Source organism: Labrys methylaminiphilus subsp. lupini (assembly GCF_051161885.1).
Taxonomy (GTDB): domain Bacteria; phylum Pseudomonadota; class Alphaproteobacteria; order Rhizobiales; family Labraceae; genus Labrys.
On the sequence record NZ_JBMDIH010000001.1, the window covers coordinates 2,159,294 to 2,179,381 of the forward strand.

Consider the following 20,088-nt stretch of genomic DNA (forward strand, 5'->3'; position numbering starts at 1 on the left):
GAGTTTTCGGGGCCTTTTTCCTTGGGTCGACGACATTGCTGCCGCGCCGAACCCGCGCTTGCGCGGAAGCCTTGTACCGCTATTGTCAGTCAATTATTTGCCAACCCGCCAAAAGCCTGGCGTTTCAGTGAGACGTTCCCGATGGCTGACGCCCTGTTTCATCAATTCCATGCCTTGCTCGCCGTCTACATGGTCTACACCATCGCGGTAGCCAGCCCCGGTCCGAGCAACATGGCCATCATGGGCGTGGCCATGGGACGGGGGCGTCTGCCGGCGCTGGTGCTGGCGGCCGGCATCATGACGGGCTCGATGATCTGGGCCGTGCTGGCGGCCACCGGTGTTTCCACCCTTCTCGCCGCCTATGCCAATGCCCTCACCGCCATCAAGATCGGCGGCGGCCTCTATCTCCTCTATCTGGCGATCAAATCGGCTCGTTCCGCCCTCAAGGCCGGCCAGGACGAGGCAAGGCAAGAACGTGGCCCGATCGATTATCGCCAGCTCTATTGGCGTGGCCTGATGCTGCATCTGACCAATCCGAAGTCGATCCTTGCCTGGATCGCCATCATGTCGCTCGGCCTCAAGTCGGACGCCCCTGGGCATACAGCCTTGGCGATCATCGCCGGCTGTGCGGTGATTGGACTGACCACCTTCGGCGGTTATGCCCTGATCTTTTCCGCCCGGCCCATGGTTCGCCTCTATCAGAGGGCGCGGCGCTGGATCGAAGCCACGCTGGCGCTGTTCTTCGGCTTCGCCGGTATCCGCCTGCTGCTGTCGCGGGTATGAGCTGTTGCGATTCGGATGGGGTCGTGGCCGCGACCAATCTGCATTGAATTTGACTTGCTGGCCCATCATTGCGAGCTCAATGCTGGCCGTTATTACCGGCCTTGGGATCAGGCCGGCAGCCTGGTCTGCCCTTGCTTGACAGCTCCGGACGGCGCAGGCGTGGTCTTGGCCCGGCCGCAGGCCTCCACCACATTGGCGACGAATTGGCGGGCGCAAGCGTCCCAGGAATATTTCAGTGCCTCTGCACGCGCATCGGCGGGCTTGAGCTCGAGGCATGCCAGCGCCGCCCGAGCGAGGTCGTTGTCGAGGATACCCGTTTTGCTGGTGCTGATCACGTCGATCGGCCCCGTCACCGGAAAGGCTGCCACCGGCAGGCCGCTGGCCATCGCTTCGAGCAGGACGATGCCGAATGTGTCGGTCAGGCTCGGAAACACGAAGACATCCGCCGAAGCATAGGCCTTCGCCAGGTCCTCTCCCTCCAGCATGCCGGCGAAGTGCACGTCCGGATAGTGTGAGCGCAGCATCTCCAAGGCCGGGCCGCTCCCCACCACCACTTTCGAACCAGGCAGCTCGAGACCGAGAAAGGCCTCGATATTCTTCTCGACCGCAACCCGCCCGACATAGAGGAAGATGGGTCCGGGCAGGTCGAAAACGCGCACGGGCCTGGGCCTGTACAATCCCGCATCGACCCCTCGCGACCAGCGCATCAGCCGCTTGAAGCCGCGACCCGCCAGTTCACGCTCCAGGGCCGGGGTGGAAACCATGGTACCCGCTCCGGCATTGTGGAAACGCCGGATCCAACGATAGCTCCAGTCGAGCGGCACCGGGACACGTGCGGCGAGATATTCAGGAAAACGGGTGTGATAGCTGGTGGTGAAGGGGCGGCCCTTCTTCAGGCAGACCCGGCGGGTGAGCAGGCCGATCGGCCCCTCGGTGGCGATATGGACATAGTCCGGCTTCTCGGCCTCGATATGCCTTTCGATGGCGCCGAGCGGCGGCATGGCAAGCCGAATCTCCGGATAGGAGGGCATCGGCACCGACCAGAAGCGGTCCGGCGCCAGGAATTCTATCTCAACGCCCTGACGCGAGGCTGCCGCAGCCGTCTGTTCCAGGGACCGGACAACGCCGTTGACCTGCGGGCGCCAGGCGTCGGTGGCAATCAGGATCTTCACGGGACCGGCTCAGGCGGCACGCTGAGGGACCAGCGTCTCGCCTTGGAGTTCCGGCGGCTTGTTGGCCTGACGAACGAGTTCGCTCCAGCGCACCAGTTCGAAACGACCATCGAAATGCTCGACGATAGCCGTGCAGCTTTCGACCCAATCGCCGGAGTTGATGTAGGTGACGCCATCGAGATCGCGTAGCGTGGCGTGATGGATGTGGCCGCAGATGACCCCATCGCAGTTCAGCCGCTTGGCTTCCTTGGCCAGGGTCTCTTCGAAATGGCCGATGAAACTGACGGCGTTCTTCACCTTGAGCTTGGCCCAGGCGGACAGCGACCAATAGGACAGGCCGAGGCGCCGGCGAATGGCGTTCAGCCAGGTATTGACACCCAAGGCCGTGACATAGGCCCAGTCGCCGAGCAAGGCCAGCCACTTGGCGTGGCGCACCACCACGTCGAAGGCATCGCCATGCATCACCAGATAGCGCTTGCCGTCAGCAGCCACGTGCACCGTCTGCTCGATCACCTCGATGCCACCGAAATGATGCCCGGGGAAATCACGCAGGAACTCGTCGTGATTACCGGGAATATAGACCATGCGCGCGCCCTTGCGGGCCTTGCGCAGCAGCTTCTGCACCACATCGTTATGCGCCTGCGGCCAGTACCAACCACTTTTCAGCTGCCAGGCGTCGACAATGTCGCCGACCAGATAGATCGTCTCGGCGTCATAGGCGCGCAGGAAGTCGAGCAGCATATCGGCCTGACAACCACGCGTCCCAAGATGCACATCCGAGATAAAGAGCGCTCGATAGCGCGTGCCTTCGCTTTCGCTGTTCATGGCACCATCCTCAACCGGCCCAAAACGTATCGTCGAAACAAGCAAGAGAACATAGAGCGCTTGCTTTGATGCGCTTTGCTGCAGACATCAGCGAAATCGACGACGCATCCTGATTGTCACAAACACGATTCAGTTCATGGTTTTATGACAGGCGATATGTCCGATGGGACATCGATGCTCTTTCGTCCCCTTTTCTCTTACGGCGTCTTGCGCGGAGGCTGAATCACCTCAAATGGCATAGACGCTCCGAAACAAAGAACTAGAGCAAACAAGCGTTCACTCATGAACGCCCCCTACTCTAGTGATAGGCGACCCACAGCACGACGGCACCGAGCAAGATGCGGTAGATGGTGAAAGGCCAGGTCGAAAAGCGCTCGAGGATACGCATCAGCCCCCACAGGGCCGCGAAGGACGAAATCGTTCCGACCACCAGGCCGACCAGCAAGATTAGCCAGCCCTCCGTGGAGAGGTGAGCCCGCAAAAGCGTGGTGATTTCGTGCAGGCCGGCCAAGGCAATGGCGGGAATGCCGAGAAGGAAGGAAAAGCGCGCGGCCTCCTCCCGCGAGAAGCCGCGAAACAGCGAGGCGGTCAGGGTCGATCCGGACCGGGACACACCGGGGATCAGCGCGCCGACCTGCGCAAGCCCGACGATCAGGGCATCGCACAACCGCATGTCTTCGACCCTGCGCTCATGACGGGCCATGAGTTCCGCCGCGGCGAGCAGGCCGCCCATGACAAGGCAGGCAAAACCGATCACCGGCAGGGCGCGCAAGGGGCTGTCGCACCGGTTGAGAAGTGGCGCAAGCAGCAAGCCAGCCACCACGATCGGGATAGTGCCCAGCACCACGCCCACCGCCAGGCGAAATTTCGGGGACATCCAATCCCCTGTCCGCACGGCCGCCAGCGATCCGCTGGTGATCGATCCGATATCCCCCCAGAAATAACAGACCACGGCGCACAAGGCCGCAAGTTGCATGGCCGCGGAGAAGGCTGATCCCGGATCCTGCCAACCAAGAAGGGCCGGCACCAGTCTCATATGGGCCGTCGAGGAAATCGGCATCAGCTCGGTGATACCCTGGACGACGCCGAGGAAAGCGACCTTTGCCACCCCCAAAGTCATAAAGCCTGTGTCGACGCCTTCGGTGCAAGCGCCACTCATTCCACACCTCAAGGATTGCGCCCGGCCCAGCACGCACTCCCACAGAGCTTTCGATCGCGGCAACTTTGCGGCAGACCATCGCCGCCAAATGAATTTGCCAGGCAATAAATGGGACGGGGCCGTCGCGGCTGCGACGATCGCCAAGATTAAATCGGACACAACTTCGGCTTGTACCCTTGAAGCCGCCCCTCGCCACCCCCAATTGCTCGATTGCTGGGTTGCAACATGGGAGAGGATAATGACCTCTTGTTCTACACGTGGCCGCTGGCATCCGCTGCATGTCGTGGCGGTGATCGCCGGGTTTCTGATCTGGTGGCCGCTCGGCCTGGCGGCGCTGGCCTATTTCATCTGGGGCGACCGTTTCCCTAGGGAAAAGGTACGTGAGGGCTTCGAGCGGGCCAAGGCCGAATTCGCCGGTTTTGGCCGCGATCAGCGTAGCTATGCCGGCCATGGCTGGTCAGCCACGGGCAATGCCGCTTTCGACGACTATCGCCGCGAGACGCTGCGACGCCTGGAAGAGGAACGTCGACGCCTCGAGGAAGAAGGCCGCGCCTTCGGCGAATTCGTCACCAATCTGCGCCGCGCCCGCGACAAGGAAGAGTTCGATCGCTTCATGGCCGAGCGCAACACCGCTCGCAACGGCGGCGACAGCCATTCCGCCTGATAGGCCAGGCGTCCTTTCCACGAATAATGACGAGGCCCGCGCAGCTCGCTCTGCGCGGGCTTTCTTATTGCCGGGTGCGCAGGCATCTTGCCCATAGGCGCTAACTTTTGCGAATGGAGGCGCAGGTAGCGTGGAGGGTCGATCTCCACAGCTCCATCAATTGATGGAGCGAGATCGACCGCCTTTGTCCTCTATCTGGCTCGACATTTCCAAGATGGTCGATCTGGAGATCGACCCTCCAATCTGGTGCCACCACCCAAAGTTAGCGCTCATAGGCTGGAAGCCTGCTCTTGGAAGGGCACCATTGGAAGAAGGAAGAGTGGGCAAGACGCCAGCGCACCCGTGAAACAATCACGCGCATTTCTCAGACAATACTTGCGATAGGTCCCCTCGTTCGGGCATGATCCGCCCCGGCCGGTCGAGGGTGCACGCCCGATACAGACCGGCCTTCATGATCGATGATTTCAAGGACAGCCCGAAGGGCTGCAGCTCTCGACCAAAGGACTCCACTATGAAGCTGGTACGGTATGGCAAGCCGGGCTCGGAAAAGCCCGGCCTGATCGATGCGGATGGCAAGATCAGGGACTTGTCGGCGCATATCGCCGATTGGAAGGGCGATGCCCTGTCTCCACAGTCTTTGGCCCGGATCGCCCCTCTCTCGCCAGCCTCGCTGCCGGAAGTCACCGGCAATCCTCGCCTGGGCTCCTGCGTCGGCCAGCCCGGCAACTTCATCGCAGTCGGCCTGAACTATGCCGACCACGCCGCCGAGAGCAACATGCCGATCCCCCAGGAGCCGGTGCTGTTCAACAAGGCACCGTCCTGCGTGGTCGGCCCCAATGACGATGTCGTCATTCCGCGCGGCTCGGAGAAGACGGACTGGGAAGTGGAGCTTGCCATCATCATCGGCAGCCGTGCTTCCTATGTCGAGGAGAAGGATGCCCTCTCCTACGTCGCCGGCTATGCCGTCTGCAACGACGTCTCCGAGCGCGCCTATCAGATCGAGCGCTCCGGCCAATGGATGAAGGGCAAGGGCTGCCCGACCTTCGGTCCGCTCGGCCCCTGGCTGGTCACGCCCGACGAGGTCGGCGACGTGCAGAACCTTTCGATGTGGCTCGATGTCGACGGCCAGCGTGTGCAGACCGGCTCGACCAAGACGATGATCTTCGGTGTCGCCCACATCGTGCACTACATCTCGCAGTTCCTGATCCTGGAACCCGGCGACGTCATCACCACCGGCACGCCTCCGGGCGTCGGCATGGGCATGAAGCCGCCACGCTACCTCAAGCCCGGTAATGTCATGACGCTCGGCATCGAGAAGCTCGGCGATCAGCGCCAGACCACCGTGGCCTGGAGCGCCTGAGACTTTTCAACCGCTAGAAGAAATGCCCGGCGCCCTTCGCTGCCCGACAAGACGAAGGGTGCCGGGATGTCAAAGCCGTAAACTGCAGCACGATGCAAAAAAGCCTTCGCGCCGGTCGGACCCTGCGCGAAGGCTTTTTGTTGGCGTCCCCGTATCTTACTTGAAGATACCCGGCCGGTTGGGTTCGCTCGGATCATCCCAGCGATAGGTCAAGCCAGCCGAGACGATGTCAACCGAGGCATCAACTTTGCCGAAATAAGGCAATCCCGAATAATGGGGGTTGCGGGCATCGAGTTTGACATCGCCATTCAGCGCGAACAGATGCGAATAAGCGAGGTCGACCGAGAGCTTGTTGTTGATCTTGTAGCCCAGACCGATCGAGGCATGGATGCGGTCGCTGTCCGGCAGGCGCAGGTCGCGATTAGTGTCCGAAATCGGCGACCATTCGTAGCCGAGACCGGCGCGCAACGTCAGTTCAGGGCTCCAGGCATACTCACCACCGGCCGACACGTAGTAGCCATCGTCATATTTGAATGGCAGAGTCGTCACCGGGCGGCCAGCCGCGGGTCCCGACGTCGCGACGACGGGAATCACACCGAAACGGCTCCAATTCGTCCACTCGAAACCCGCAGAAAGCGTGAGTTCGGGTGTCACCCTCTGTGTAATGCCGACGGTAATCTGATCAGGCAAGGTTAGATCGGCCTTGACCCGCATCTGGCGCAAGATCGGCGCGGAGGCACCGGGATTTCTGAGGGTTCCCTCGAGATCCTGCTTGACCGCCGAACGATAGCCAATGCCGATCTGGGTGCCGTCGACCGGCGTGATGGTGAGACCCGCAGTCAAACCGTAGCCCCAGCTATCCCCCTCGATGGAGGCGGTTGGCGCGCCCGGAAGGGTCGCGCTGCCAGGTGGTTGCCCCGGAAACGGAGCAGCTTGTGTGAGGCGCGTCTTGAAATACATGGCCTGAAAGCCGAGGCCGACCGAGAGCCAGTCCGTCACCTTGTAGGCGATGGTCGGATTGACGTCGAAGGAGATCACCTTCGAGGTACGGGCATAGACCTGTCCCGGTGAATTGAAAGGGTTCTTGGTGACCAGGCCGAAGGGCGTGTTGGTGGCAAGGCCGATCCAGAGCCTGTCATTGACCTGGTAGGACGTATAACCCGCCGCCAAGATGCCGTCCTGTCCGATGTCGCCCGTGCTGGTACCCCGCCACAAAGGGGTGGGCAAACCGACAAAAGTCGGCGTGATTTCAGCCTGAGGGAAAATGCCGCTCACCGACCACTGGGACTGCCAGCCGGGGATGGCGGTCATCGTGGCGGGGTTCCAATACATGGAGCTGAGACCGCCAGATCCTGCCGCGACACCTGCAAAGCCCTGGCCAAGACCAATCGTGCTCTGCTCGCGTAGGGCGAAGGAACCGGCATAGGCCTGGCTCGCCGTAAGCGAAATGCCGGCCATGAGCAGGAATGCGAGTTGGGTCTTTCTTTGCATTCGTTCCCCCATATCATTACCCGCCGTTAGGGCAGGTCTGGCTGTGTAATCTCAGCCGTCTTTTGCTTTTGTCAGACCACAAGCAAGTAAGCACTGCTTGCGGACGGCTCATTAGAACTCATGATTCTTCGTACCAGAATATTGACCCCTTCGTAACGGCCAACGCCACCGTTTCATCGCGATTCTGTCACGCCGACGTCTCAATTCAGCAAGGTTGTTGCGTTCCTGTAACAGTGGGTTTTTACGTCAACTCAAGATCGAGACATGGTTTACCAGGTACAAAACCTTACCCATGCAAGATCCTCCCGACCGCCGCCTGGCGGCGGCCGCTCTATTTGCGGTCGCGGCGCTTTGAAGCCCGGTAAACAAGATTGCCGGATGACAATGCCTGCGAAAGCCTGAATACTTTCGGCGATCGTTCTCAGGGGGACCCATGAGCGTCATCCCTTTCCCACGCGCCGGCCTGCCGGAAAGCAAGCGGGCAACGCTTGCACCCATTCCGATTTTCGACGCGCGCGAGGGCGGTCCCGTCGCCCATGCCCGGGCTCGCCCGGAAGCGATGCGGGGCTTGCTTCGATCCTGTCTGGTCTCGATCCCGGCCGCCGCCCATGGCGAGGTGGATCTGCTCGACCATGCGGCACGCGCTTGGCTGCTCGCCAGCCCCTCGCCCTATGTCGGCGAGATCGAGACGATCGCCGCGCTCCTGCCGATGCCGGGCGCTTTCTTGATCAACGCAGCCTATGAATGGGGCTGCACCACGCTGGCAGCGGCGGCGCCGGACGGACGCAGCGCCCGGCTGCTACGGACGCTCGATTGGGATTTTGACGGCCTCGGCCGTTTTGTCGAAGTCGTGCGGCAGCGTGGTCCCGCTGGTGAGTTCCTCAATGTGACCTGGCCGGGCGCCGTGGGCGTGCTGACGGGCTTGGCGCCAGGCCGCTTTGCCGCCTCGATCAACAAGGGCCCAGCGCCGGCCGGCGCGGCAAGCGCCAGCGGCGCCACCGTGCCGGATCTGTCCGGTGTGCGGCGTGGCCTGATGCCCGCCATGCACCTGCTCCGACGCACCTTCGAGGAGGCTCCCGATTTCGCCACCGCGCGGGACCTGCTGGAACGCATACCGATCGCCGCCGAGACAATCTTCACGCTGACCGGCCTTTCGCCTGCCGAGACTTGCGTGATCGAACGCAGACCAGAGGCTTTCGTCACCCAGTCCGGCCCAGTGGCGGCCGCCAATGATTGGGCCAACGCGCCCAGCTGGAACAATGGTGCGCTGTCCGAAAGCGACAGTCCCAGCCGCCGCCTGGCGATCGCTGCACATGCCGGCCGGGCCATGGCGCCCTTTGCCTGGGTGGAGCCGCCCCTGCGCAACGCCATCACCCGCCTTGCCGTCGAAGCCGACGCTCGCCAGGGCAGCCTGCGTGTGCGCGGCTATGAAGCAACACTCGATCGCAGCGACGCCACCCCTGTCACGGCAGACCTGGAATTGCAGGTCTGAAGACCCATCCCGTGACGAACGAACGCGCAGCGTCTTCGTCATAAAAAAGGGCGGACCACAGGCCCGCCCCTTTCCTGTCTTGTCGATCGACCAATCTCAGGCCGCGGCGGCCACCGTTTGCGGTACGTCGTCGCCGCTCAGCGCAGCCGCGAGCTGGGCCTTGTCGAGTTCGCCCTCCCAGCGGGCCACCACGATGGTGGCGACGGCATTGCCGACCAGGTTGGTGAGCGCGCGGCATTCGGACATGAAGCGGTCGATGCCGAGGATGAGCGCCATGCCGGCAACCGGAACGGCGGGCACCACGGCCAGCGTCGCCGCCAGGGTAATGAAGCCGGCGCCGGTGATGCCGGCCGCGCCCTTCGAGCTCAGCATGGCAACGAGGAGCAGCAGGATCTGGTCGCCCCAGCTCAGCTGGATACCCGTGGCCTGCGCGATGAACAGCGCCGCCAGGGTCATGTAGATGTTAGTGCCGTCGAGGTTGAAGGAATAGCCGGTGGGAATGACGATGCCCACCACCGACTTGCGGCAGCCGGCCCGCTCCATCTTGTCCATCAAGCTGGGGAGAGCTGCTTCGGAAGAGGAAGTGCCGAGCACCAGCAGCAGTTCTTCCTTGATGTAGCGGATCAAGGCGAGGATCGAGAAGCCGTTATACCAGGCGACCGTACCCAACACGACCAGTACGAAAAGCAGCGAGGTCAGATAGAAGGTGCCGATCAGCATCAGGAGATTGGCGACCGAGCCGATGCCATAAGCGCCGATGGTGAAGGCCATGGCGCCGAAGGCACCGATGGGCGCGGCCTTCATCAGGATGGCGACCAGCCGGAACATGCCCCGCGAGACCGAGTTCAGCACGACCATCAGCGGTTCGGCTGCACTGCCGATCTGGGCCAGCGCAATACCGAACACCACCGAGAAGAACAGCACCTGCAACACGTCCCCACCCGCCAGCGCGCTGATCGGGTTGTTGGGGATGATGTTCATCAGGAAGCCGGTGATGGTCTGGTCATGCGCCTTGGCGGCATAATCCGCCACCGCCTTGGGATCCAGCGTGGCCGGATTGATGTTCAGACCCGCGCCCGGCTGCACGATATTGCCGACCAGCAGGCCGATGATCAGGGCCAGGGTGGAGAAGGTAAGAAAATAGATGAAGGCCTTGCCGACGACGCGGCCGAGCTTCTTGAGATCGCTCATGCCGGCAATGCCGGTGATCACGGTGAGAGCGATCACCGGGGTGATCACCATCTTCACCAGCTTGATGAAGGCGTCACCCAGCGGCTTCAGAGACTTGCCGAGATCGGGGTAGAAATGACCGAGCAGGATACCCAGCGCGATCGCGACAAGGACCTGGAAGTAGAGGTTTGCATAGAAAGGGCGCTTGCGCGGAGCTTCCGCCTTGGGCATCTCGCTGAGGGAGATCATCTGTTCCTCCGTGGGGCCTCGGCAAGCGGCCTGGCCCAAAGGTTTCCTCGACGCCGCATTCTGCTAGCGGCTGCTCAATAGACAGCAAGTCTCGTGCCAAGATCTTATGCTATTGATATTGCTTGATTTCATAGTTCGCGTCCAGTGGCATCGCCAGAGCACCCTGAGCGGAGGTCCGCACAGCGGCCTTGCCCATGTGCGGATTTCCGCACATGCTTGACTGTGAACGATGGCAGCAGGAGACCGATGAGCGGAGCAACACAAAGACGGCAGAGGCGACGGATCGAATGGCTGATTTTTGCCGGCCTGAGCCTGGTAAGCCTGGCGCTCGCCGTCTGGTTCGCCGGCAATTACGGCACGCGCCAGGCGGCCGAGGCACTCAGGGCCCAGGCCGTCGGCAACGCTACGCTGGATATCGCCGTGCTGCGCAGCGAACTGGAAAAGCAGCGCACGCTCTCCCTGGTGCTGTCGCGTGATCCTGATGTGCTCGCCACCCTGAGCGCGCCGGATGCGTCCCATATTGGCGCCATGAATGCCAAGCTCGAAAGCCTGAATGCCGGCGCGCGCTCGGCCGTGATCTATCTGATCGACCGCACGGGCCTGGCGATCGCCTCTTCCAACTGGAAAGAGGACATCAGTTTCGTCGGAACCAATTACGCTTTCCGCCCCTATTTCACCGAGGCAGTGGCCAAGGGAGACACCGAGCACTTCGCCCTCGGCACGGTCAGTCAGCGCCCCGGCCTCTACATCGCCCGCCGCATCGAAGGGCCGGGCGGCATGCAGGGCGTGATCGTGGTCAAGGTGGAGTTCTTCTCGGTGGAGGAGGACTGGCATCGCTCAGGCGCCATCGTCTACGTCACCGACCCTCGCGGCATCGTGCTGCTGACCAGCCAACCGGAATGGCGTTTCATGGCGCAGGCTTCAATCCCCGCCGAGGAAGCAGCGAACATTCGCACTTCGCTGCAATTCGGCGACTCGCCACTGGCCGTACTGCCGATCCGGCGCGGCCAGGCCACGCCGGGCGCGGACTTCGTCTCCCTGCGCGGCAGCGGGCTGCATCTTGCCAGCGTAAGCGAGGTTCCTTCAACGAATTGGCAGCTGCATCTGCTCCAGCCGGCCGCGCGCGCCCTCGCCGCGGGTGCCGCAACCTTGCGCTCCATCACCTTCGCCTTGGTCGGCGCCACGTTGGTTCTGCTCGGTATTCTCCTGCACCGGCGCCAGCGCGCGATCGCGCGCACTGCCGAACTCACTGAGGCCCAGATCGAACTGGAGCATCGCGTCGAGGCGCGCACGCTCGACCTCAGCCAGAGCAACGCTCTCCTCTCCGCTGAGATCGACGAACGCCGCAAGGTCGAGGCCAAGCTGCAAACCGCGCGAGACGAACTCACGCAGGCCAATCGCCTTGCCTTGCTCGGCCAGATCACGGCCGGCCTGGCCCATGAGGTGAACCAGCCGGTCGCCGCCATACGCAGTTTCGCCGACAACGCCGCCATCTTTCTTGATCGCAGCGAACCGGTGCCGGCGCGCCAGAACCTTGCGACCATTGCCGGGCTGACCGAGAAGATCGCCGACATCATCGCGCAATTGCGCCGCTTCGCCCGCAAGGCCAGCGGTGATATCGGTCCCGTCGCCCTGCGCGACGTGCTCGATGGTGCGCTTTTGCTGGTCGGCATCCGGGCTCGGCGCCAGGGCGCCGAGATCGAGGTCGATCCGGTTGTGGACGGTCTGCGGGTGGCAGCCAATCGCGTGCGGCTCGAGCAGGTACTGGTCAATCTCCTCCAGAACGCCCTGGAAGCAATGGAAGAGCAACCTGACCAGGCTATCCATATCGGCATAACCGGCGAAGGAGAGCTGGTCCGGCTTTCCGTCTCCGACAACGGCCCCGGACTCGCACCAGAGGTGACGGCCGCCCTATTCACGCCCTTCACCACCACCAAGCCTGGCGGTCTTGGCCTCGGCCTGGTGATTTCCAAAGATATCGTGGAGGAATTCGGCGGCCGCCTCGAGGTCGAAAGCCAGCCGGGCCAGGGCTGCCGCTTCCTGGTGACACTGAAGCGCGCGGAGAAAGAAGGATGAGTGATCGATTGACGCCACATATCGCGCTTGAGGCTAGGTGCGACCAGCCTTCTCCACGAAGTGGGGAGGGTGGCGGCGCGAAGCGCCGACGGATGAGGTGTGGCCCGCTATCGCGACCTAGCCGGATTCGTGGTGCTAGCGGCCCGCACCCCATCCGCCCAAACTTTGTTTGGGCACCGTCCCCACTTCGTGGAGAAGGCTGGTCGCGTTTCATTCCGCCAAGCCAACCCATTGCGGCCGCATCCGATACGCCGATCGGGGATACCTCCCTATGACCTCGCCTTCTCCCCCACCCGTTGCTTTCGTCGACGACGACGCCGTCCTGCGCGAAGCCAATGCGCAGACGCTGCGGCTTGCCGGTTTCGAGCCTTTCCTGTTCGAATCCGCCGTCGCAGCCCTCAAGGCCATCGACGAACGCTTTCCGGGTGTGGTGATCACCGATCTGCGCATGCCGCGTATTGACGGCATGGAGTTGTTCCGCACGCTGCGCGCCCGCGATCCCGACCTGCCGGTGATCATGATCACCGGCCATGGCGACATCGCCACCGCCGTCGAGGCAATGCGCGAGGGAGCCTATGATTTCCTGCCCAAGCCCTTCGCCTCCGACAGGTTGATCCAGAGCGTGAGGCGCGCCACCGAAAAGCGGGCGCTGGTGATGGAGAACCGGCGTCTGCGCCAAGCGGCGGAAGAGGCCCACGCCCCCTCGCCTCTGCTCGGCGATGCCCCCGCGATGGAGCGCCTGCGTGAAACGCTGAGAGCCGTGGCCGATGCCGATGTCGACGTGATGATCGTGGGCGAAACCGGCACCGGCAAGGAATTGGTGGCCGACCAGCTCCACCATCTCGGCCGCCGGCGCAGCGGGCGTCTGGTCGCCCTCAATTGCGGCGCCTTGCCCGAGACGGTGCTGGAAAGCGAGCTGTTCGGCCATGAGAGCGGCGCCTTCACCGGCGCGTTGAAGAAGCGCGTCGGCCTGATCGAGCATTCGAGCGGCGGCACCTTGTTCCTGGACGAGATCGAGAGCATGCCGCTCAGCGCCCAGGCCCGCCTGCTGCGCGTTTTGGAGCAGCGCGAGATCACCCCGCTCGGCTCCAACACGGCCCGGCAGGTCGACCTGCGCGTAGTCGCCGCCGCTAAGAGCGACCTCGGGTCCCCCGCGCACCGGGGAAGCTTCCGCGAGGACCTGTTCCATCGCCTCAATGTGGTGACCTTGCGCCTGCCGCCACTGCGCGAACGGCGCGAGGACGTCCCCCTGCTGTTCGCCGTCTATCTCGACCGGGCCTGCCGGCGCTTCCAGCGCGAGGCGCCGATGCTGACGCCGGCCATGCGCCAGCACCTCGCCAGCCATGACTGGCCGGGCAATGTGCGCGAGATCGTGCATTTCGCCGAAAGGGTGGCGCTGGGCCTGGCCGAGATCGATCTCGCGAGGACCGGAAGGGGCGCCCCGGCTTCGGCCGCGAGCGAAAGCGCCTCCCTGCCCGAACGGCTGGAGCGTTACGAGGCCGACCTCATTCGCGAGGCTCTCATCCAGCACAGGGGCGATGTCCGAGCCAGCCTCGAAACCCTCGGCATCCCGCGCAAGACCTTCTACGACAAGCTGACGAAATATGGCATCAACCGTGCGAGCTTCGAGGTGGGTGAACCGTAGTCTCCAGGTACATGGGCATCTTGCCCATAGGCGCTAACTTTGGGTGGTGGCACCAGATTGGAGGGTCGATCTCCAGATCGACCATCTTGGAAATGTCGAGCCAGATAGAGGACAAAGGTGGTCGATCTCGCTCCATCAATTGATGGAGCTGTGGAGATCGACCTCCACGCTACCTGCACCTCCACTCGCAAAAGTTAGCGCCTATGGGCAAGATGCCCACCCTTCGAAAAAACAACGGCCCTCCCCGCTGTCGCGGGAAGGGCCTTCATGACTTCAGGACGTGATTGTCGCCTTAGAACTGCGCCGTTTCGGTCGAATGCTCCATCGCGGTCGTCGAACTCTGGCCTTCGCCGAGGATGGTGGCGATGGCGTCGAAATAGGAGGTGCCGACTTCGCGCTGGTGGCGCGTCGCGGTGAAGCCTTGGGCCTCGGCGGCGAACTCGGCCTGCTGGAGCTGCGAATAGGCGGCCATGCCGTCCTGCTTGTAGCGGCGGGCGAGGTCGAAGGTGGTGAAGCTGGTGTTGTGGAAACCGGCCAGCGTGATGAATTGGTACTTGTAGCCCATCGCACCCAGTTCGCGCTGGAAGGCCTTCATCGCCGCCGGATCCATATGCTTGGCCCAGTTGAACGAGGGCGAGCAATTATAGGCCAGCATCTGGTCGGGATGCTCCTTGCGCACGGCTTCGGCGAAACGCTTGGCGTCGGGCAGGCTCGGCGTCGAGGTCTCGCACCAGATCAGGTCGGCATAGGGCGCATAGGCAATGCCGCGGGCGATCGCCGCCTCGAAGCCGCCCTTGAGCACATAGAAGCCTTCCGGCGTGCGCTCTCCGGTGATGAAGGGCCGGTCGGCCTCGTCGACATCGGAAGTGATCAGGCGGGCGGCCTCGGCGTCGGTGCGGGCCATGATCAGGGTGGGCACACCCATCACGTCAGCCGCAAGGCGCGCCGCGTTCAGCGTCTTGATGAAGGTGCGCGTCGGCACCAGCACCTTGCCGCCGAGATGGCCGCACTTCTTCTCCGAGGCGAGCTGGTCCTCGAAATGCACCGCGGCGGCGCCGGCCTCGATCATCGCCTTCATCAATTCATAGGCGTTGAGCTGGCCGCCAAAGCCGGCTTCGGCATCGGCGATGACAGGCACGAAATAATCGAGCTGCTCGCCGCCCTTGCCATCGACGCGCTCCATGGTCTGGATCTGGTCGGCGCGCTGCAGGGCCTTGTTGATACGGCGCACCACCGAGGGCACGCTGTCGACCGGATAGAGGCTCTGGTCGGGATACATGTTGCCCGAGGTGTTGGCGTCAGCCGCCACCTGCCAGCCCGACAGGTAGATCGCCTCGAGGCCGGCCTTGACCTGCTGCACGGCCTGGTTGCCGGTGAAGGTGCCCAGCGTCGGCACATAGTCACGCTTATGCAGGAGTTCCCACAGGCGCCTGGCGCCATTCTCGGCCAGCGTGTTGCGGATCGGCAGGGACCCGGCGAGCCGCTCAACGTCGCGCGGCGTGTAGTTGCGGCGGACGTTGCGCCAGCGATCCGGCGCCCATTCGGGGGCGGGGAAGGTCTCGGCGGGGCGGTTCTTCTGGGTATCGAGCATCACAAAATTCCTAACGTGTAGACGTGTAAAGACATTGACGGCGGCAGCATCCTTCATTGCTGTGGTGCTGCCTCACCTGTTGGCAAGGAAAGCCCGGCTGTCGCTACGACCATCCGCGGGCGTGACTGCGATGCCGGCGATCCCACGGCTCAATTGCGCCGGCTGCGGGTGAAGGTGGCGGCGATCATCGACTGGCCGTCGAACATGTGTTCGGAAGCGCCGCCACCCACGCGGGTGAAGCGATGCCGGCCAATCTTGTGCACGATCGAAAAGTCCCGGTCCGCCAGGCCCTGAGCGTGGTACTCGGCGTTGATCTCGGCCATGCTGGCGCCGATGATGGTGATGAATTCGTCGTGATCGTTGCTTTGGCGCATCTGGTCCATAACACGTTCCTCCGTGCCGCGTTTCGTGTTAAGTCAATGATTGACACCGCGGCGCAATAAAGCAAGGCGTATCGCATTTCCGGGGCGTCAACCGGAAAAGCGCTGTAAAGAAAATTTTGTAATGTTGTAAATCGTGTAAAGATTTACAAAGCGACGAGACCGGAAACGAACCATGACAGGCGCCATGCAAGAGGCCGACCCGCGTATCGGCGGCAAGATCCAGAGGCTGCGCCGGCAGAGCCGGATTTCACAGGCGCAACTCGCCAGCTCGCTCGGCATTTCGGCGAGCTATCTCAACCTGATCGAGCACAATCGCAGGCGCATGACAGTGCCCCTGCTGTTGAAGACGGCCAGCTATTTCGGCGTCGACGCCACCGAGCTCGCCGAGAACGACGATTCGCGCCTGGCTGGCGACCTGATGGAATTGTTCGGCGACGATCTCTTTGCCGACAGCGACGTCACCAATCAGGACGTGCGCGATCTCGCCAGCTCCAACCCGCAGATCGGGCGGGCCATCGTGCATCTGTTCGATCGCTTCCGTTCGCTGCGCAATGCCAACCAGGGCGCCACGTCCGCCCAGGAAGCGGGCTATCACGTCGCCACCGATGCGGTCTCCGATTTCCTGCAGGCCAACGCCAACTACTTCCCGGCACTGGAGGCCCAGGCCGAGCGCATTCGCGGCGAGATCGACAATCTCTCCGATTCCTTCGAGCCCGGCCTCAAGCTCTACCTCTCCAACGTGTTCGGCGTGCAATGGCGGCTGGCTCCCCTGCCCCAGGGCCTGGCCGGGCGCCTCGGCAGGGACGAGGAAACCTTCGAGACCGCGGACGTACTTTCGCCCGAAAGCGCCACCTTCACGGCGGCCCACCGCCTGGGCCTGCTCGCCGCCTCGCGCGAGATCGAGCATCTTATCACCGAAGGCGCCTTGCCGGCCGATGCCCCGGCCCTGGCCCGCCATGCCCTGGCCGCCTATTTCGCCGGCGCAGTAATCATGCCCTATCAGCCTTTCCTCGCCGCCTGCCGCGAGACGCGCTATGACATCGACAGGATCGCCCGGCGCTTCAAGACCAGCTTCGAGCAGGTGTGTCACCGCATGACCACGCTGCAGCGCCCCGGCGCCAGCGGCATCCCGCTGCACCTGATCCGTACCGACATCGCCGGCAACATCTCCAAGCGTTTCTCGCTCTCGGGCATTCACATTCCGCGCCATTCCGGCGCCTGCCCGCGCTGGAACGTTTACGCCGCCTTCCTGCTGCCGGGCCAGATCAACATCCAGATCAGCCAGATGCCGGAAGGCACACGCTATTTCTGCATTGCAAAGTCATTGACAAAGGGTGGCCATCGCCACAATGCCCCACGACGCCATCTGTCGATCGGCCTGGGTTGCCACATCTCCCACGCCGCCGAGATGGTCTATTCCGATGGCATGGACGTTTCCAATGCCGGCCAGGCCGTAGCAATCGGCGTAGGCTGCCGCATCTGCCCGCGCCTCGACTGCGGGCAGCGCGCCCACCCCCCGGCTGAGCACAAGCTGGTGCTGAATGAACACGAACACGCCGAGAGCCTCTATTCTCGGATCTGAGAATAACCGCCGCGACTATCCCAGGCATGCCACCCGCCGCCCATGCGGGCGGCCGGCGACAATGGGCTATCGTCACGCAAGGGGTTCACCGAACCATCGCGCCATGGCCCTGGCAGCTTCCTCATGGTCCGAGGCGGCCTCGGTGGCCCAAGCGACGACGCCGTCGGGGCGCACCAGCACGGCGCTCAACCCGAGCCGGTCATTGACGTCCCCAGCGACATAGGTGATCCGATCGCTCCAACGAGATGCAAGCGCTCGACGCTGCGGCTGGGAATCGAAGTCCAGGAATACGCCTTTGCCCATCCTGAGAAGCTCGGCGAGCTTTGTCGCGTCGGCCAATTCGAAGTCCGGAGCGCTAAGCCCCGCCAGCTGGTGGTTCTCGTCAAGATCGTAGCGCAGCGACACGCCCCACACCCGCTCGGCAAAATAGGTGGCACCGTCGCGGGTATCGATGAGATCACGGATGATGGCTTCGAGCGCGCGCGTACTGGCGGTCGGCCGCATGATCGCCACCTGGGCACGTGACCAGTCGAGGATCTGCACGCCCACAGGATGCCGCTCGCTGAAATAGCTGTCGATCAGACCGGCCGGCGCGCTGCCCCGGATCGTGGACGCCAGCTTCCAGCCAAGATTCATCGCATCCCCAAACCCGAGATTGAGCCCCTGGCCGCCCAGCGGAGAATGGATATGCGCAGCATCACCCGCAAGCAGCACCCGCCCCTTGCGGTACGCGGTCGCCTGATAGGCGCGATCCGTCCAGGTCGCAGCAAGTTTGAGAGTGGTCAGGGTAACGTCCGTGCCGGAGATATGACGCAATACTGCCTGCACATGTTCGAGCGTGATCGCCTGGGTCCGATGAAAAGCGCCTCCGTCGAAATTGACCATCGCGATCGTCCCGGGGGACGAATAGGTATACATGCCCGTCGGCGTGTAGTGACGGCCCGGGCGGAGCTTGTGCGTATCGGCCATACCCGCTTCAACGGAATAGCCTGTGAACTCGGGATGGGTTCCGGCGAACCCGAAACCACCGGCCTTGCGCACCGTGCTGCGGCCGCCATCGCAACCGACGAGCCAGCGCCCGCGAAAAGTCGAGGTGCCGGCACGAATCGTCACGTCTTCGTCCGATTGCTCGAAACCCTCGACGCCGAGGCCCCGCCTGATTTCCACACCCATGGCCTGAGCGCGGGCGGCCAGGACCGATTCCAGATGCTCCATCGTGACCGGAATGCCGGCGACGGCGGAGCTCGGCAAGCGATAGGGCCACTTCGAAGGATCAACATTGTCGTGGAAGAACTGGATGCCGGCGAAATGACCGCCGGGGCGACGCGACTGTTGCATCCAGTGCGCAGCACTCGAGACACCACCACCCGAATCGTCTTTCGCGCGTTGCGGCGCCGCGATGTCATCCAGCAAGCCGCGACGATGGAAAGCCTCGACAGTGGGCACCAATAGGCCGCGCAAGCCGAAGGGAAGCCGCTTCAGGGGGGAATGCGGATCTTCGTTCTGCTCCAGCACCAACACGGATAGATCCGCAAGGCGCAGTTCACAAGCCAGGAACAGGCCGACCGGCCCAGCGCCGGCAATCACGACATCATACAGCAAAGGACAAATCCTCCATCGTCCTCGTCAACATCGGTGTCGGCGGCATCGTCGCCTTGCCGAAAGGCTCGGTAACGGGCCCAATCATCGCTTGAGGCATATTGCCAATCTCGTTATAAAATCGCACTGAGTGCGATTTATTATTACACCCAGTGTAATTTTGCAAGAGACGCCTATGGAACCGTCGGTATGAAGGACGTCCTGGAAAGGCCGCAAGGGCTGCGAGAACGCAAACGGCGTGAGACGTCCGAGCGGATCATCGATGAGGGTTTGAAACTGTTCGTGAAGCACGGCTACGAAGGCACGACGCTCGACGCGATCGCGCAGGCAGCCGGCATTTCACGTCGGACCTTCTTCTATTATTTCAAGTCCAAGGAGGATGTTTTGCTGTCCGCGCGTGACGGTGGCTTCCGGGAGGCATTGAAGCCGGCAATGCTCGAAGAGTCGCCTGACCAAGCCCCTCTCGCAGCCGTTCAAAACTGCCTGATCAAGCTTGCCTCACGGCGAGAGACCAAGGAGTCCATCGTTTTCGATCGCCTGATGCAATCGACCGAAGCCCTGCGGGCGCGCAAGGAGGCCGGTTTCGTCGAGACCGAGCGGATCCTGCTGGAAGCGATGTGTGAGCTTTGGCCATCGCCGGAGCGGCGGGACGGGCTTCGGCTGGTCGCGATGGTGGCGATGGGTACGCTGCGCCTGGCCCTGGAGCGATGGAAACAAAACGAGGCGGCGCGTCCCCTCGCCTACTATGTCGATGAGAGTTTCACGCTCCTGGCGCAAGAGTTCTGAAGGTGTCCGCCTTTCCCTATTGTGCCGTCAGAGCCAGGCTTGCGCCTCAGCCAGCCTCCCC

Annotated in this window: 16 protein-coding genes; 8 read left to right on the top strand and 8 right to left on the bottom strand. The window is 62.9% G+C overall.

Features of this window, described 5'->3' with window-relative positions; translation table 11 throughout:
- Positions 1-141 precede the first annotated feature (141 nt).
- Positions 142-783 (top strand): LysE family translocator, encoded by a 642-nt coding sequence (locus ACN6KF_RS10195; RefSeq protein WP_434956735.1) that lies wholly within the window; start codon positions 142-144, stop codon positions 781-783.
- 107 nt (positions 784-890) lie between these two features.
- On the opposite strand, the gene ACN6KF_RS10200 is transcribed toward ACN6KF_RS10195, so the two are convergent.
- The 3 genes from ACN6KF_RS10200 to ACN6KF_RS10210 all read right to left on the bottom strand — a co-directional run bounded on the left by ACN6KF_RS10200 (position 891) and on the right by ACN6KF_RS10210 (position 3,939).
- A complete protein-coding gene (locus ACN6KF_RS10200) occupies positions 891-1,955 on the bottom strand; it encodes a glycosyltransferase family 4 protein (RefSeq protein WP_434956736.1) in 1,065 nt (354 codons plus the stop codon).
- 9 nt (positions 1,956-1,964) lie between these two features.
- Complete coding sequence (locus tag ACN6KF_RS10205; RefSeq protein ID WP_434956737.1) at positions 1,965-2,780, bottom strand: UDP-2,3-diacylglucosamine diphosphatase; 816 nt, start codon at positions 2,778-2,780, stop codon at positions 1,965-1,967.
- Positions 2,781-3,078: 298 nt separating this feature from the next.
- Positions 3,079-3,939 (bottom strand): undecaprenyl-diphosphate phosphatase, encoded by an 861-nt coding sequence (locus ACN6KF_RS10210; protein ID WP_434956738.1) that lies wholly within the window; start codon positions 3,937-3,939, stop codon positions 3,079-3,081.
- Positions 3,940-4,177: 238 nt separating this feature from the next.
- Between ACN6KF_RS10210 and ACN6KF_RS10215 the strand changes: the two genes are divergently transcribed.
- Positions 4,178-4,603 carry a DUF2852 domain-containing protein gene (locus ACN6KF_RS10215; RefSeq protein WP_434956739.1) on the top strand — a complete coding sequence of 142 codons (426 nt, stop codon included), beginning with the start codon at positions 4,178-4,180 and terminating at the stop codon, positions 4,601-4,603.
- A 511-nt stretch (positions 4,604-5,114) separates the two neighbouring features.
- On the top strand, positions 5,115-5,963 hold the full coding sequence (locus ACN6KF_RS10220) for a fumarylacetoacetate hydrolase family protein (protein WP_434956740.1): 849 nt from the start codon (positions 5,115-5,117) through the stop codon (positions 5,961-5,963).
- A gap of 156 nt (positions 5,964-6,119) precedes the next feature.
- Here ACN6KF_RS10220 and ACN6KF_RS10225 read toward each other — a convergent pair whose 3' ends face one another.
- Positions 6,120-7,454 (bottom strand): OmpP1/FadL family transporter, encoded by a 1,335-nt coding sequence (locus ACN6KF_RS10225; protein WP_434956741.1) that lies wholly within the window; start codon positions 7,452-7,454, stop codon positions 6,120-6,122.
- A gap of 433 nt (positions 7,455-7,887) precedes the next feature.
- On the opposite strand from ACN6KF_RS10225, the gene ACN6KF_RS10230 reads away from it, so the two are divergent.
- Positions 7,888-8,946, top strand: coding sequence for an Ntn hydrolase family protein (locus ACN6KF_RS10230; RefSeq protein ID WP_434956742.1), 1,059 nt, complete (start codon positions 7,888-7,890; stop codon positions 8,944-8,946).
- 96 nt (positions 8,947-9,042) lie between these two features.
- Here the strand turns inward: ACN6KF_RS10230 and ACN6KF_RS10235 are convergent, their stop codons facing one another.
- Positions 9,043-10,365: a dicarboxylate/amino acid:cation symporter gene (locus tag ACN6KF_RS10235; RefSeq protein WP_434956743.1), complete on the bottom strand. Its 1,323-nt coding sequence runs from the start codon at positions 10,363-10,365 to the stop codon at positions 9,043-9,045.
- A gap of 246 nt (positions 10,366-10,611) precedes the next feature.
- Here ACN6KF_RS10235 and ACN6KF_RS10240 point away from each other — a divergent pair, with 246 nt between their 5' ends.
- Together ACN6KF_RS10240 and ACN6KF_RS10245 are read left to right on the top strand one after the other, a co-directional pair.
- Positions 10,612-12,441, top strand: a complete 1,830-nt coding sequence (locus ACN6KF_RS10240) for a sensor histidine kinase (protein ID WP_434956744.1) — start codon at positions 10,612-10,614, stop codon at positions 12,439-12,441.
- 271 nt (positions 12,442-12,712) lie between these two features.
- Positions 12,713-14,086: a sigma-54-dependent transcriptional regulator gene (locus ACN6KF_RS10245; protein WP_434956745.1), complete on the top strand. Its 1,374-nt coding sequence runs from the start codon at positions 12,713-12,715 to the stop codon at positions 14,084-14,086.
- 292 nt (positions 14,087-14,378) lie between these two features.
- On the opposite strand, the gene aceA is transcribed toward ACN6KF_RS10245, so the two are convergent.
- Positions 14,379-15,677 carry an isocitrate lyase gene (gene aceA, locus ACN6KF_RS10250; RefSeq protein ID WP_434956746.1) on the bottom strand — a complete coding sequence of 433 codons (1,299 nt, stop codon included), beginning with the start codon at positions 15,675-15,677 and terminating at the stop codon, positions 14,379-14,381.
- 149 nt (positions 15,678-15,826) lie between these two features.
- Positions 15,827-16,060 carry a hypothetical protein gene (locus ACN6KF_RS10255; protein WP_149254922.1) on the bottom strand — a complete coding sequence of 78 codons (234 nt, stop codon included), beginning with the start codon at positions 16,058-16,060 and terminating at the stop codon, positions 15,827-15,829.
- A gap of 172 nt (positions 16,061-16,232) precedes the next feature.
- On the opposite strand from ACN6KF_RS10255, the gene ACN6KF_RS10260 reads away from it, so the two are divergent.
- The gene (locus tag ACN6KF_RS10260; protein ID WP_434956747.1) at positions 16,233-17,642 is read left to right on the top strand and encodes a helix-turn-helix domain-containing protein; all 1,410 of its coding nucleotides are present in this window, start codon (positions 16,233-16,235) and stop codon (positions 17,640-17,642) included.
- 72 nt (positions 17,643-17,714) lie between these two features.
- On the opposite strand, the gene ACN6KF_RS10265 is transcribed toward ACN6KF_RS10260, so the two are convergent.
- On the bottom strand, positions 17,715-19,244 hold the full coding sequence (locus tag ACN6KF_RS10265) for an FAD-dependent monooxygenase (protein ID WP_434956748.1): 1,530 nt from the start codon (positions 19,242-19,244) through the stop codon (positions 17,715-17,717).
- Positions 19,245-19,430: 186 nt separating this feature from the next.
- Between ACN6KF_RS10265 and ACN6KF_RS10270 the strand changes: the two genes are divergently transcribed.
- A complete protein-coding gene (locus ACN6KF_RS10270; protein ID WP_434956749.1) occupies positions 19,431-20,027 on the top strand; it encodes a TetR/AcrR family transcriptional regulator in 597 nt (198 codons plus the stop codon).
- Positions 20,028-20,088 lie beyond the last annotated feature (61 nt).